This is a genomic window from Leeuwenhoekiella sp. MAR_2009_132, from assembly GCF_000687915.1.
Taxonomy (GTDB): Bacteria; Bacteroidota; Bacteroidia; order Flavobacteriales; family Flavobacteriaceae; genus Leeuwenhoekiella.
The window spans coordinates 847,861-862,868 of sequence record NZ_JHZY01000002.1 but is presented as its reverse complement, the minus strand read 5'-3'; the positions used below and the strand labels follow the sequence as shown (position 1 = coordinate 862,868).

Annotated in this window: 12 protein-coding genes; 8 read left to right on the top strand and 4 right to left on the bottom strand. The window is 35.5% G+C overall.

Annotation, left to right across the window (positions count from 1 at the left end):
• Nucleotide 1: 1 nt before the first annotated feature.
• The 5 genes from dapB (at nucleotide 2) to P164_RS03680 (ending at nucleotide 4,476) form a co-directional block, all read left to right on the top strand.
• Nucleotides 2-703 (top strand): 4-hydroxy-tetrahydrodipicolinate reductase, encoded by a 702-nt coding sequence (gene dapB, locus P164_RS03700; protein ID WP_028375125.1) that lies wholly within the window; start codon nucleotides 2-4, stop codon nucleotides 701-703.
• 31 nt (nucleotides 704-734) lie between these two features.
• A complete protein-coding gene (gene lepB, locus P164_RS03695) occupies nucleotides 735-2,306 on the top strand; it encodes a signal peptidase I (RefSeq protein ID WP_028375124.1) in 1,572 nt (523 codons plus the stop codon).
• Between the two features lie 131 nt (nucleotides 2,307-2,437).
• Nucleotides 2,438-2,890 (top strand): peptidylprolyl isomerase, encoded by a 453-nt coding sequence (locus P164_RS03690; protein WP_028375123.1) that lies wholly within the window; start codon nucleotides 2,438-2,440, stop codon nucleotides 2,888-2,890.
• Nucleotides 2,891-3,048: 158 nt separating this feature from the next.
• On the top strand, nucleotides 3,049-3,888 hold the full coding sequence (locus tag P164_RS03685) for a flagellar motor protein MotB (RefSeq protein ID WP_028375122.1): 840 nt from the start codon (nucleotides 3,049-3,051) through the stop codon (nucleotides 3,886-3,888).
• A gap of 147 nt (nucleotides 3,889-4,035) precedes the next feature.
• Nucleotides 4,036-4,476: a hypothetical protein gene (locus P164_RS03680; RefSeq protein WP_028375121.1), complete on the top strand. Its 441-nt coding sequence runs from the start codon at nucleotides 4,036-4,038 to the stop codon at nucleotides 4,474-4,476.
• Between the two features lie 126 nt (nucleotides 4,477-4,602).
• Here P164_RS03680 and P164_RS03675 read toward each other — a convergent pair whose 3' ends face one another.
• Together P164_RS03675 and P164_RS03670 are read right to left on the bottom strand one after the other, a co-directional pair.
• A complete protein-coding gene (locus tag P164_RS03675) occupies nucleotides 4,603-5,346 on the bottom strand; it encodes an SDR family oxidoreductase (RefSeq protein ID WP_028375120.1) in 744 nt (247 codons plus the stop codon).
• 111 nt (nucleotides 5,347-5,457) lie between these two features.
• Entirely contained in the window at nucleotides 5,458-6,045 is a 588-nt protein-coding gene (locus P164_RS03670; RefSeq protein ID WP_028375119.1) for a Crp/Fnr family transcriptional regulator, read from the bottom strand.
• Nucleotides 6,046-6,168: 123 nt separating this feature from the next.
• On the opposite strand from P164_RS03670, the gene P164_RS03665 reads away from it, so the two are divergent.
• The 3 genes from P164_RS03665 to P164_RS03655 all read left to right on the top strand — a co-directional run bounded on the left by P164_RS03665 (nucleotide 6,169) and on the right by P164_RS03655 (nucleotide 11,858).
• Nucleotides 6,169-8,007, top strand: coding sequence for an SLC13 family permease (locus P164_RS03665; RefSeq protein ID WP_028375118.1), 1,839 nt, complete (start codon nucleotides 6,169-6,171; stop codon nucleotides 8,005-8,007).
• Between the two features lie 431 nt (nucleotides 8,008-8,438).
• Nucleotides 8,439-10,853, top strand: coding sequence for a transglycosylase domain-containing protein (locus tag P164_RS03660; protein WP_234405814.1), 2,415 nt, complete (start codon nucleotides 8,439-8,441; stop codon nucleotides 10,851-10,853).
• A gap of 138 nt (nucleotides 10,854-10,991) precedes the next feature.
• The gene (locus tag P164_RS03655) at nucleotides 10,992-11,858 is read left to right on the top strand and encodes an RNA polymerase sigma factor RpoD/SigA (RefSeq protein ID WP_028375116.1); all 867 of its coding nucleotides are present in this window, start codon (nucleotides 10,992-10,994) and stop codon (nucleotides 11,856-11,858) included.
• Between the two features lie 76 nt (nucleotides 11,859-11,934).
• On the opposite strand, the gene P164_RS03650 is transcribed toward P164_RS03655, so the two are convergent.
• Together P164_RS03650 and P164_RS03645 are read right to left on the bottom strand one after the other, a co-directional pair.
• Nucleotides 11,935-12,522: a hypothetical protein gene (locus tag P164_RS03650; RefSeq protein WP_028375115.1), complete on the bottom strand. Its 588-nt coding sequence runs from the start codon at nucleotides 12,520-12,522 to the stop codon at nucleotides 11,935-11,937.
• Nucleotides 12,523-12,540: 18 nt separating this feature from the next.
• Nucleotides 12,541-14,949 carry a TonB-dependent receptor domain-containing protein gene (locus P164_RS03645; RefSeq protein WP_028375114.1) on the bottom strand — a complete coding sequence of 803 codons (2,409 nt, stop codon included), beginning with the start codon at nucleotides 14,947-14,949 and terminating at the stop codon, nucleotides 12,541-12,543.
• Between the last annotated feature and the right edge of the window lie 59 nt (nucleotides 14,950-15,008).

Here is a 15,008-nt window from a genome sequence, read left to right as displayed (position 1 = left end):
TATGAAAATTGCCCTTCTTGGTTACGGCCGCATGGGAAAAACCATAGAAAAACTAGCCATTGAACGTGGTCACACAATTGTTGCTAAAATAGACCAAAATGACAGCTATGATTTTAATGCTGCAGACGTTGCCATTGATTTTAGTGTTCCTGACGCTGCCGTAGCAAACATAAGTTCTGCAATTAAATCTGGTGTTCCCGTTGTTTCAGGTACTACCGGCTGGTTAGATAATTATTCTGAAATGGTTGCACTTTGCGAAAAAGAAAACGGAGCCTTTATCTATGCTTCTAATTTTAGTGTAGGTGTAAACATCTTTTTTGAGCTGAATAAAAAATTAGCTAAAATGATGAAAACACTTAAAGATTACCAGGTAAGTATGACTGAAGTGCATCATATACACAAGTTAGATGCACCCAGCGGTACTGCAATCACACTTGCCGAGGGTATTATCAAGGAAACAGATAATACTGACTGGATTCTAGATGCCGAAGAAGAACATAAAATAACCATTAAAGCCTTACGTGAAGGAGAAGTACCCGGCACGCACACGATTACCTACAAAAGCCAGGTAGACGAACTTGTGATAGAACACAAAGCACATAACCGTCATGGTTTTGCTTTAGGAGCAATCATAGCAGCAGAATGGTTAAAAGATAAAAAAGGTGTACATACCATGAAAGATGTTTTAAATCTTTCTGAATAAACGTATCTAAAAATTTTAAAACGAGAAACCTATGACTATGATGCAGTGGTTTATATTTTTTCTGGCTGTTCAGGTAATTCATTTTTTGGGCACCTGGAAACTTTACAAAAAGGCAGGACGCCAACCCTGGGAAGCAATCGTTCCGGTTTATAACGCGGTAATTTTGATGAAAATAATTGGTCGCCCCTGGTGGTGGTCGATTTTACTTTTTATACCCATTGTAAACCTGATAATGTTTCCGGTTATCTGGGTAGAAACCGCACGCAGCTTTGGCAAAAATACAACTACAGATACCGCTCTGGTTATCGTAACCTTAGGGTTTTACCTGTATTATCTTAATTATGTTGCGCCGGTAACTTACAAGACTGAGCGATCGCTCGTACCTAAAAGTGCTTCTGGTGAATGGACGAGTTCTATACTTTTTGCTGTAGTTGCTGCTACCATAGTTCATACTTATGTAATGCAACCTTTTACGATACCTACAGGTTCGCTAGAACGCACTCTTCTCATAGGTGACTTTCTGTTTGTTAGCAAATTTCATTATGGTGCCAGAACTCCTATGACTACTGTGAGTTTTCCTATGGTACACGACACAATTCCCGGTCTTGGTATAAAATCCTATTTAGATAAACCACAACTCCCCTATTTTAGATTGCCCGGTTTTCAGAAAATAGAGCGTAGTGATATTGTTGTTTTTAGTTGGCCTGTAGATACTGTAAACCGTTTTTATGGCTTAGATGATGGTAAATACTATCAAAAACCGATAGATAAAAAATCAAACTACGTTAAGCGTGCGGTGGGTATTCCCGGCGATAGCCTTAAAGTTGTAGATGGAAAGGTTTATGTTAACAATAAACCTCTCGAATTACCAGATCGTGCCCAACTGCAATACAGTTATCAAGGTCTATCAAAAGGAAGTGGATTTAATGCTAAAAACCTGTATGATAGTTATAAGATAACAAACCTTCAGTTTTTTAATAGTACACAATTTGCTACTCAATCTATAACCGATGAGAATGCAGAACGCTTTAGAAATCATCCCAATGTAGCTTCTTTAGAAAAGATCATCGCTCCGGCAGATCAAAAAGATCCTTCTATTTTTCCTAAAGGAACTGCAAGTTTAGGAAACCGCGACCAAATTTCTACGCTATATATTCCGAAGAAAGGAACATCAACTCCTATTACCACAGAGAACATCCCACTCTACAAACGCTTAATCGAAGTGTATGAAGGTATTGAAATGGGGCACCCTCAGACTATAACCATTTCTGGAAATCAGGTACTATTAGACAATCAACCTTTAACGGAGTATACGTTTAAACAGGATTATTACTGGATGATGGGTGATAACCGTCATAATAGTGAAGACAGCAGGTTCTGGGGTTTTGTACCTGAAAACCACGTTGTAGGAAAGCCGGTATTCATTTGGTTTAGTTGGGATAGCAATGGTAACGGTATAATGGAAAAAATACGTTTTGACCGCCTATTTACAACTGTAGGTGGTAATGGTAAACCGGTATCCTATTTCCTATATTTTGTTATCGCTCTGGTAGCATACATCGTTATTTCAAAAATTGTAAAGAATAGGAAGTTAAAATCATAATCTTCATCTATTTAAGATATAAAAGCATCAATCTTTCGGGATCTGATGCTTTTTATTTTTAATACTGTAAAAATTCAGATTTTAACACTTTTTCTTCGGTATTGCTTGTTGTGTTTTTTAGCTTGTCACCTATGGAAACAACAGATAGAAATATAGAACGTAAAGTAAAAGATAACGATACTGTAGCTGTGCATTATACAGGTAAACTGGCTAATGGTCAGATATTTGACAGCTCTGTAGATAAAGAACCTTTAGAATTTCAAATGGGTCAGGGTCAAATAATTCCAGGTTTTGAAAAGGGATTAATTGATATGACTGTAAATGAGAAGAAAAGTGTAACAATACCCGAAGCTGAAGCTTACGGTGAAGTACGCAAAGACTTATTTCAGGAAGTGCCTAAGGCAGATTTACCACCAGAAATTGATCCTCAGGTAGGGATGGGATTAGTTGCAAAGAACCCTGATGGTACTGAGCGCCAATTGCGTGTTGCAGAAGTACGCAATGAGAGCATTGTAATAGATGCAAATCACCCTCTTGCAGGTCAGGATTTGACATTTGACTTAGAGTTAGTAGAGATTAAGTAATTATTTTATAAAATTTTTAAAAAGCCCGTAAGCCCTTTGTTTACGGGCTTTTATCATTTTAGAAAAAATCGCAATAGTTGTTTTTAACACAATTATAAGATTCCAAAAAAATAAATTGAATTATCGGTGGTTATGTCTGTCTAACTAAATTAATAACTATGAGAATATTTAATACCGTCGCTCTTGTGGGAGCTACACTACTTACCGTATCGTGTGTATCAAAAAAGAAATACACAGAATTACAAGGACAATACGATAATACCGTATCTACATTAACTAAAACTCAGGTCGAAAAAGAAGAACTTGAGGCTAAGTATAGCGCAATAGAAAATCGTGTAGCAGATTATAATACTAAGATTAATTCACTTAGAGATGAGAATTACAACAAGCTTGATCTTGTAGAGAATATCGCGGCTATATCAGAAAGCACAAAAGACAAAATGCGTGCAACACTTAAGAATACTAATCAACAAGAATTATCAGGAGCTAAAACTCTTGAAGATTCTATGAACCTTGCAATCTCTTATAATTTAAAGAAAAACCTGGATATGACGGTATCATCAGACGATGACATTCAGGTAGATATTGATGAGACTGTGGTTATGATTAATGTATCTGACAAATTATTGTTTAACAGCGGAAGCTACCGCGTAAGTAATAAAGCAGATAATTTACTAAAACGTCTTGCAGATGTGATTAACTCAGAACCGGCTATTGAAGTTATGGTTGAAGGTCACACAGATGATCAAACTGTAAAACCGGGTGCATATATTAAAGATAACTGGGAATTAAGTGTAGAGCGTTCTACTGCAATTATTAGAGAATTACAGGACAATTATGGTGTAGATCCTAAAAAATTAATTGCCGCAGGTCGTAGTAGCTACCTTCCCCTTGTGGATAACGCTTCAAAGGAAGACAGAGCGAAAAACAGACGTACGCGTATTGTAATACTTCCCAATCTTGATAAATTTTTATCACTTGTAGGTAGTAACGACTAGCATTTTATAATATACAAGTCAAAACCCACCATAATGGTGGGTTTTTTGTTTTAGTAAAACGAATAACCAAATTTAAAAAGCAGCAAACGAATTCTTATTATGTATATTTAAGTATACCCAAAGTTCAAATAAACCACTCCCCTAATTATGAAAATCAAGGATACCCATTTAATGAAGTATGTAATCGAGGAACATAGTTTCAGTTTTGGAAAGCTATATTTTTTAGAGAACATTATTATTTCAGAAATTAATGAAGGTGTTCTTTTCAACTGGGATATGGTAGCTACGATGATTACTTGTAAAGAACACTTTTATGGTAAATCAAATGAAAATCTCTACTTTATTTCAAACAGAGTCAATAATTATGCACTTATGCCACAAGACTGGATACGATTTCAACAAACTTATCAATGTTTTAAAGCTTATATAATCGTTACATATAGAGAAACAGCAACTACAAATGTTGAAATTGAACAATTCTTTTATAAAAATTCTATTAAATGTTATGAGAGTTTAACCGAGGCATTTATGTATTTAAATCTCCAGGAAAATTTAAATATTGCTATTGAAAACCGACAAACGGGTTAAGATTTATATTTATCAATACCTTTAATAAGGTAATTAATTAGAAATTCTAGAAAATTTCAAATCAAAAAAAAAACAGAGCCATGCATTAGCAAGGCTCTGTTTTTTATATACATATATTGGTTTTTATTACAACTCCTGATTAGTAGGGCGTATTAAAATTTCATTTACACTACTGTGACCTGGTTGTGTCAAGGCATAGTAAATAGAATCTGCAATATCCTGTGATTGTAACATAGTTAAATCTTCATATTGAGACATCATATCTTTAACATCATCATCAGTAATCGTGTTGGTTAACTCGGTAGCCACAAAACCTGGTTCAATAGAAGTTACTTTAGTATTGTACTTAGGTCCCATTTCTAAACGTATTCCTTCACTTAAGGCGCGTACGGCATATTTAGTTGCACAATACACTGCTCCCGCTGGCATAATTTTTCTACCTGCTACAGAAGAAATATTAATAATATGTCCAGATTTACTTTCTTTCATATCGGGTACAACACTAGCAACACCATTAAGAACACCCTTAATGTTTACATCAACCATTTTATCCCATTCATCTACTTTTAGATTTTCAATAAAGGATAAAGGCATTAAACCGGCATTATTTACAAGAATATCAACTTTGCCATAAGTTTTGTGAGTTTCTTCAATAACCCTTTTCCAATCCTCTTTGCTGGTTACATCTGCTGTAATAACATGTGCTTTCCCACCCTCTTTTTCAATAGTCTCTTTTAAATCTTTTAAGCGATCTGTACGTCTTGCAGACAGTACTACATTTGCGCCTGCTTTTGCTAATGTTTTTGCTGTAGCCTCACCTATTCCACTTGAAGCACCTGTAACTATAACTGTTTTATTTTGTAAACTCATAATTTGTATATTTTAAGTTACAAAGGTATTACGGTAAGTAACGAATCTAATTGAGGTATGTTAGTGCTAAATGTTAAGTTGCGCAAAATACTGTTAAGCCTTGTTAAATAGCTATTGCAAACTATTTAATGTAATCTCTTTGCGAATACGACTAAGCGATTCTGGCTTTATGCCCAGATAACTTGCTATCTCATAATTAGGAACGCGCTGCTCAATATTAGGATACGATTTACAAAAATCAATATACAAATCACTACTTTCCTTTTCTAATGCATTCTGAATGCGACCAGTTAAACTTATAAACGCTCGGGTTGTCTTAATTCTAAAAAAACGTTCAAACTTAGGAATGCGCATATACAGTTCTTCTAAGGCCGCTTTTTTTAAACCTAATACTACAGAATCTTCAATACACTCTACAGTTAATTTTGCCGTAGTCTCGTTAAAAAATGCCTTAAAGTCACTAATCCACCAGTCTTCAATAGCAAATTGAACAATAGATCGATCACCGCTCTCAGAAGTATGATAGGCTTTTAAACAACCTTTTACGACATAAAATTCAGTATCTACCCGATTTCCCGGAATTATAAGTGTTTCCTTTTTCCGCAGTTTATGAATACTGAGTATGCTCTTAAACTCTTCAAATTCGAGATCTGTAAGTGGGACTATTTTTTCGATATGTTCTCTGATAGCAGTATACATCTGAAGAAAAATTTACTAAAATGTTAGTTGAATAATTAGCTAACGTATATTTATTATTAAGTAATATTTATGAACTACGTAAGGAGTTTCAATATAAATTTAAACTTTTTAAGAGCTCAATTTATGGATATAGCAATATTAGAAGTTTTTATCATACTTGGTTTAACCATCTTCTTTTTTGTCACAGAATTATTTCCAGTAGATAAGATTGCTATTTTTATTATTGTCTCACTGGTCTTGCTAGGACTGGTGACACCAGAAGAGGCTATAAGCGGTTTTTCTAACTCGGCAACTATTACCGTACTCTCCTTAATGATAATAGCCATTGCGCTAGAAGATAATGGAGTAATTGCCTGGTTTGCTCAGGGTCTGCAACGTCTCAGTATCTTGCCGTTACTGATATTGATACCTACATTTATGTTTATTACCGCAGGTATTTCTGCATTTATAAGCACGACTGCAGTTGTAATTGTTTTCATTAAAATTATTTTTCAACTTTCTGAACGTTTTGGTATTCCTGCCGGAAAGTTACTCTTACCGGTTTCTTTTGCAGGTATTTTAGGCGGAAGCTGCACACTTATGGGAACCTCTACAAACCTAATCGTTAATTCAATTGCTCAGAATCGGGGCGTTGATAAATTGGGCTTTTTTGAGTTTGCCTGGATGGGTGGTATATTTCTAGTTGCAGGTATTATCATAGTGACTATAGCTTCACGTTTCTTACCTAAAAAAGATCCTTCTGAAAGTTTAGAGTTGGCTTATGAAATTGACGAACTCATAACTACTATAAACATAAAGCCCTCTTCACCATTAGTAGGCAAAACCATAAACGATACTTTTTTAAAAGAAGCCAGTGATGTAACCTTACTAAAATTAGTACGTAATGGTGTAACAACAAACGCCCCGGGAAAATATATTACTCTACAATCTGGAGACGAACTTGTTGTTATGGCAGATATTGATAATCTAGAACGCATAATGACTGATGGAGCGCATAAAGAAGAGAAACCTGCAGAAACATCAGATCAACTTGCAGGTTTACCTAAAGACATTAAGATAGAATCTGAAAAAGATAAAAAAGAACCCATTGCCATTCAATTATTAGAAATCCTAATTTTGCCGGGATCTGTATTTTTAGGAAGTACACTTAGTGATCTTAAAAGATTTAATCTACAGGGTATTTTACCCATTGCAATAAAAAAAAGAAAAAACCTTAGAAATACTAAAGAACGTCTCATACGTAAAAATCTTGATCAAATACGTATAAAACCGGGAGATCGTATACTTCTAGAAACTGATAAATCGAGTATTAATGAACTCAATAATCTTGAAGGAGTTGTAATTCTAAAAACACACGAACCTTTTCAGCCAAAAAATAAAACTAAAAAATATATTGCAACTGCAGTCTTACTCGCTGTTATAGGATTAGCAGCTAGTGGCGTATTAAGTATTTTAGCCAGTTCACTAACGGGTATGGCGCTGTTACTCGCCACAAACTGTCTAGAAATGAATAAAATTTACACTAAAGTAGATTGGCAGATATTCTTCTTACTTGCAGGTATGATTCCGTTAGGAGTTGCCATGACAAATAGTGGTGCAGATATATGGTTATCAGACCAGTTACTTATTTTATTTGAAGGAAAAGATAAACTTTTTATTTTAGGAGCTATTTTTTTAATAACCATGATAATGAGTGGTAGTGTTTCTAATAACGCCACGGCTGTTATTATGGCGCCTATTGCAATTTCTGTTGCAGCCGGCTTAGAGTTACCTGCAAAACCGTTTTTACTTGCAGTAATGTTTGCTGCAAATTTCAGCTTTTTTACTCCTGTAGGTTATCAAACCAATACCCTTATTTATAATTTAGGCATTTACAGATTCAAGCATTTTCTCTTTATAGGAGGTATTTTATCTATAGTACTTTGCGTGTTGGGAACTCTTTTACTTTCAACACTCTTTTAACTTAATAATTATTAAAATTTATGCTGAAAATTGCGCCTAAATATCACATTTACGCTCTACCATTAAGGTCTCACTTGCATTAAATTGAAGCTACACAATCACAGAGCTTGTAAATTAAATTTCGAATTATTATTACTGTTTTCTTATTGACATCTGTTTTTCAGCATCTTATAAATGCAACAGTCTAGATTTTACTCTTATAGATAAGAAATTTTAGTAGCTTAAATAATTTAAAATTGTTGTTAAACAAATGTAAAGCTATTAGCCTGTAAGAAAATAATACATGTACCTTTGCGGTCTGTATGAAGACCCCGCTACTAAATAGGTTAAATAACAATTTTAAAGAACTTGTTTTAAAATTGTCTGAAAAGAAATCGGTAAAAAAGGCATTAGTTTTTTCCCGGTTCTTATCTATAAAGTTTAATTCGTTAATGAAGATTAAATGGGTGCGTTACCCTGCAATCGCTGTTAGTGGTTTATTCCTTGTATTCTCACTATTTTTCTTTAGCATTTATCTAGGTGCCTGGGGCTCTCTTCCTTCAAGGTATGAGTTAACTCACTTAGAGCAATCATTGGCTACTCAACTAGTTGACCGTAATGGTGAAGAAATAGGAAAGTATTACATCTTTGATAGAAGACCTATTGCTTTTAATGAAATTCCTAAACATCTTAAAGACGCTCTTGTCGCTACAGAGGATGTACGTTTTTACAAGCACGACGGTATAGATAAGCGGAGCCTATTTAGAGTTTTTTTTAAAACCCTATTAATGCAGGATGATTCTGCAGGTGGCGGTAGTACTTTAACTCAACAGCTAGTTAAGAATATTTATGACCGCCGCGAAGGTGGTGCTTTGAGCCTTGTGGTTTCTAAGTTTAAAGAATTTATATTAGCGCAGCGTCTCGAAGACGTCTATAGTAAGAATGAAATTCTAAATCTATATCTCAATACAGTACCCTTTCCTGATAATACATTCGGAATAGAAAGCGCCAGTCAAAAATTCTTTAATAAAAGTACCGAAGAATTGACTTTAAGCGAATCTGCAATTCTCGTGGGTACGCTGAAGGCAAATAATAGCTACAATCCAAGACTGTATCCAGAAAATGCAAAACGCAGAAGGGATGTAGTTTTAAAACAAATGTTACGTTATAACTACTTAAAACCTCAGGATACTGTGGGAATGGAACGTGACACCATTCGTCTTAATTATCAAAAACATTCAGATTTAGGAATAGCCCCCTACTTTAGAGAACTTATACGTAAAGAAGCTCGTGAAATTCTTAAAAATTACAAGAAAGAAGATGGTTCTCCATATGATTTGTATCAGGATGGTCTTACAATACATACTACCTTAGATAAAAATTTACAGGTATATGCAGAAGAAGCTATGAAAGAGCATATGGCCGAGCTGCAGGCACAATACGAGAAAGCTTATGGTAATTATGCTCCCTGGAAAAAAGATGCCATTCTGGAGCCTAATTTAAAGAAATTAGACATTTATAAGCGTCTTGAAAAAGCGGGACTTACTGAAGATCAAATTTATGATTCTCTAAGTGTTAAGTCAGAACGCACTGTTTTTGACTGGGATCTTAAGAAAACTACTCAAAATATATCTACAAGAGACAGTATTGCTCATTATTTATCACTTTTAAATTGTGGTTTTCTGGCATTAGAACCAGAAACCGGTGGTGTATTAGCTTACATAGGTGGTATAGATTTTAATAATTTTAAATACGATCACGTAAGTCAAAGTGAACGTATGGTGGGGTCTACTTTTAAACCCTTTGTTTACACAACTGCATTAGAAAAAGATATTGCTCCCTGCACATATTATAGTGCAGATCAGGAAGTGTATTATTTTAATAATAAAAGTTGGTCTCCTGCAAACTCAGGAGGATCTGATAGTACGAGTGTGTCCTATTCTCTAAAAGGAGCTTTGAGTAACTCTGTAAATACGGTTGCTGTAAAAGTTTTATTAGATGTTGGTATAGACAATGTAATTGCACAGGCAAAAAGAATGGGTATTACCTCAAAACTACCTCGCGTACCTTCGTTAGCTTTAGGTACTGCGCAGATAAAAATACGAGATCTGGCTTCGGCGTATACATCCTTTTTAAATAAAGGAAAACCCATGAAAACTTATTATATCACTAAAATTACAGATAAAGCCGGTAAGACTATTGCTGATTTTAAACCCGTTACTCCAGAAAAGTCGGTTATGCGCAACTTTACCAGAGAAGCTATGGTACAAATGATGCGCGGTACTGTAAGTGAAGGTACTGCATCCCGACTAAGGTATAAGTATAAATTAAAAAATGACATTGCAGGTAAGACAGGAACAACTCAAGATAATAAAGATGGGTGGTTTGTAGGACTTACACCCTATATGGTTGCAGTAACCTGGGTAGGTAACGATGATTATAGAATAGGTTTTAGCAGCACGGGAATAGGTGCAGGAGCAAATTCCGCATTACCCATTTATGCGAAGTTTATGCAGCGTATGAACGCAGACACCACCTATACTAAACTTACAAAGCAACGTTTTGCGGCTCCTTCAGGTTCGGTTTCTGAAGCTTTAAGTTGCCCGCCTATTGTTAGAGACAGTACTTCTCAGGTTCAATCTTTTCTTGCAAACATTTTTGGCGGCGGAAAGGAAGAAGTAAATACTAAGAAACAGGTTTACCTAGATGGTAATGGTACAATAATTAGAACCGAAAATGAATCTGTAAACCCAGATGAAGATCTAGAATTTACAGAAGATAACAATAAACCGGAATCAGGAAAAGATGACACTAAAAAAGGATTCTTTTCGTTTTTAAAAAGAAAAAACAAGAATGAGGATAATTAGGATGATTCTCATTGTAAGTGATAAGAAGAAAATCAAACAATAATGCTAATTACATCATAAAATTGCCTTATAATTTTGATTTGACAATAATCCATGTTATACTACATCCTATTTACATTTAAAAACTAAATTTTTAATATGAGACAACTCAAAATCACCAAGCAGGTAACCAATCGGGAATCAAAATCTTTAAATACCTATTTACAAGATGTAAGTAAGCTCGATATGATTACAGCTGATGAGGAGGTCGAGTTGGCACAACGCATTCGGGAAGGCGATCAGATAGCTTTAGAACGATTGACGAAGGCTAATTTGCGTTTTGTGGTATCTGTTGCTAAACAATACCAAAACCAGGGTTTAAAATTACCAGATTTAATTAACGAAGGTAATGTAGGACTTGTAAAAGCAGCTAAACGATTTGACGAAACCCGTGGATTTAAATTTATCTCCTACGCGGTTTGGTGGATTCGCCAGTCTATTTTACAGGCCATTTCAGAACACTCAAGAACTGTGCGTTTACCTCTTAACAAAATTGGTACTATTAGTAAGATTAACAAAGCGTTTTCTTACTTAGAGCAAAGTTTAGAGCGCCCACCATCTGCAGATGAGATTGCAAAAGAACTTGATATGACTGTAGCTAAAGTAAAATTAGCTATGAAGAACTCAGGTCGTAATCTTTCAATGGATGCACCTTTTAAAGAAGGTGAGAACGACTCAAACCTATATGATGTATTGAAATCTGGTGAATCACCTAATCCTGATGCAGACTTAATGCAGGAATCATTAGGAACAGAAATCGAACGTGCTTTAGAAACACTTTCTCCTCGTGAGTCTGATGTTATTAAATTAAATTATGGTTTAGGTGGCGAGCAACCACATACGCTTCAGGAAATTGGAGAAATGTTTGATTTAAGCCGTGAACGCGTACGTCAAATTCGTGAAAAAGGAATTCGTAGATTACGTCATACCTCAAGAAGTAAAGTGCTTAAGACTTACTTGGGATAAGCGATAGCTTACTGTTAAAATAAAAAACGGGCTTCGATATAATCGAAGCCCGTTTTTTGTTAACCTTACTTTGTAACTATTCAATACTTAAATTGAAGGTTTGCTCAACATCTGTTTCTCCGGCTGCATTTGTTATATCGCCATTCACCACACCAGTTGCATCTTTTGCAGGTTCGTGAATTAAGGTAATAGTTAATCCTCCTGAAGATGCTGTATTCGCCTGTAAAGAAAATTGAAGTCCTACAGGATTAGTACTACCGTTAGATAAATAATCATTTTCAGAATCAGTATAAGTAACGGTAGCATCAAGACCACCAGTTAAACGGTAGAAGAATTGATGCTCATCTGCTTCCTCTTCAATTTCTTCATTAATTAATTCTGCAGGTGATACGGTTTCATTTTGTAAAGTAAGTGACCCACTGTAACGCATTCCCGCCTGTAAAGGTCCTGAAACAGTTAATACAGGAGCATTAGGCCCATCGCCATCAAGATCTCTAGAAGTTAAAACAATGGTTTCTCCGGTTTGAGGAACCAGTGTTACGTTAAGCGTCGTAATTACTTCCTCTTCATTAATAACCGCAGGTATTGTGTCATCATCAGACGAGCAAGAGTTTAAGTTGATTAACGCGACTAAAGCTAAGATTGAATATTTAATGGTTTTCATAAAATGTTTGTATTTAATTTAATAGTTGAGTTTTAATTGTATTCTAAAATTTCTACCCAGATCATCAGCAAAATAACGCTGACGATTCAGGTAATCTCGGTACGCTATATTTAAAACATTATCCACGTATAAACCTAAGGTCAATTGGGATTGTTTAAACACATTTAAATCTACTGAAGATGCAAAATGAAATAAACTATAGCCGGCGGGAGGTTTACTTACTGCAACCGTTTCAGTTGTTTGTTGGCCTCCATCATTTATATAGGTCACCTCAAAATCATTATCTGGAAAGCGCGTTTGTTTAAAGACACCTTGATTTCTTATAGATAGATTTAAATTATTCCATTCAGGTTTTGTAAAAGAAAGCGTCGTATTCAAATTCGGAGCAGGCATATCTATCAATGCGCGATTTCGCTTTAAATCCTGACCATTCACATAAGCAAATGCCGAGGTTAAATTAAAATTAGAACTTATAGCATAGCCAGCTTGAATATCAATACCATAAAGACGCGCGTCTACCTGAGCATATTGATAAACAGGAAAAGCACCACGATTTGTAAACTGAAGTCCGTTTGGCTCCAAAATTATAAAATCATTGATACGGTTGTAAAACGGATTTATTCCGAAGGAAAAGCCACCTGTTTGACCATTAAGCTCTAAGCTCGCCTTATACGACTGCTCTTTCTCTAATCTTAGATCTCCTAATTCGATAATTGCCGCAGAATGATGTAACCCATCACTAAATAGTTCTGCAGGATTAGGAGCTCTAGAAGCTGTGCTTAGATTAAGTTTTAGATCCCAATTTGTAGCTAGATTATATCGCACTCCCAGGGTTCCTGAAAAATTATTATAATCAAAAACAGGGTTAACTAACAACTGGTTATCTAAGCGGTCAACTACCAGATTACCAAAATCTGTCTCATAACCGCGCTCCTCCCACCTACTGTTTTGATAGTATTTTTGAGCATCTACCTCACTATAGTCATACCGCACACCACCGTCTATACGCAACTGGTCTGTTACATCAAAATCTGCTGAAATATATGCCCCAAAGGTATACATCTCATAATCTGGAATTAACCTACGGATTCCGGTATTAGGATTGGGATAATTCTCCTGATACGAACCCTCTGCCCCTAGATTAGCTTTAAAGCCGGTTATAGCATCGTACAGAAAATTTGTTGCAAGTGTATGTGTAGTTAGCTGCAAATCTAGTGATGCTTTATCTCTATCATCTCCTCGTCGAATATCAAATTCCTTTCTGTTATTCTGCTGAAAAGAATAATCTAGACTCAATTTCCCTGCATTTTCAAATCGCTTAAAGAAACTAAATTTAGCCAGGTGATGCTGCACATCTTGCTTAGGAGCATTTATGCCATAGGTGAATTCAGAAACTAAATTAGGCACACCACTATTTATAGCCCGTACCAGATCACTTACATTTCCTATATGACTGGCTCGTAAAATTCCAACTTCAGAATTATAAAAGCTATAGTAAGCATCAAAACCATAGGTAAACTTATTAAGCCCAAAACCAACCGAAAAGTCATGTTCCCGCAAACCGGTATTAGACAAAACATAATCAGGACTTTCTAAATCCCCGGCAAATTTTGTAGTCCCCTGACCCAAAATATAAAATCCAGATTTAAAAGCTTTTAATAAGCTTGTAGTAACCCCTAAGCTCCGACCATTTGTAGCCCCACTAAGAATAGTTTTTCCAAAAAGCGTGTCTTTAACAGGAGCTTTAGGAACGTCAGTAACAATTACACCACCTACGGCATCACCACCATATCGCAGTGCACCTGCACCTTTAACTACTGTAATCGATGAAGCTGTATTTAAATCAAGATTAGGTGCGTGTTCTACGCCCCACTCCTGATCTTCCATACGGGTACCGTTATTAATAATAAGCACACGACTACTGTGTAAACCTTGTATTACTGGCTTTACCACAGTACTACCTGTATTGAGCGAGGATACACCGGGAATTTCGCGCAGCGCATCTCCTAAACTGGCATTACTATAATTTTCTAGTGTTTCAGTATGTAAAACAGCTTCTGTTGCAGACGCAGACCCTTTATTTATATTCTCGCCTCTTACCGTAACAGCATTGAGCTCTTCGGTATGATGCTCCAATTTAAAATCGCGTTTTACATCACCCGAAAGCCGAATTGTAAATTCTGCAACTTCACACTCAGGATGTGTAATGGTAATCGTGTAGGATCCTGCACAAAGGCCATTTAATTTATAATTACCATCAAAATCAGAAACCGAATAAATATCATAACCATTTACACTAAGAGTAGCGTTTACTAATACATTACCATCGTGAAAATCACGTACGGCTCCGCTAATGCTATAGTTGCATTTTTGAGCTTGCAGATTTAATGTACAAATCAGCAATAACCCAAGACAGAATAATTTCATATTTTGGAATTGAATAACCCTAGTAAAGGATTGTTATCAGTTTAAATTAGCTACCATAA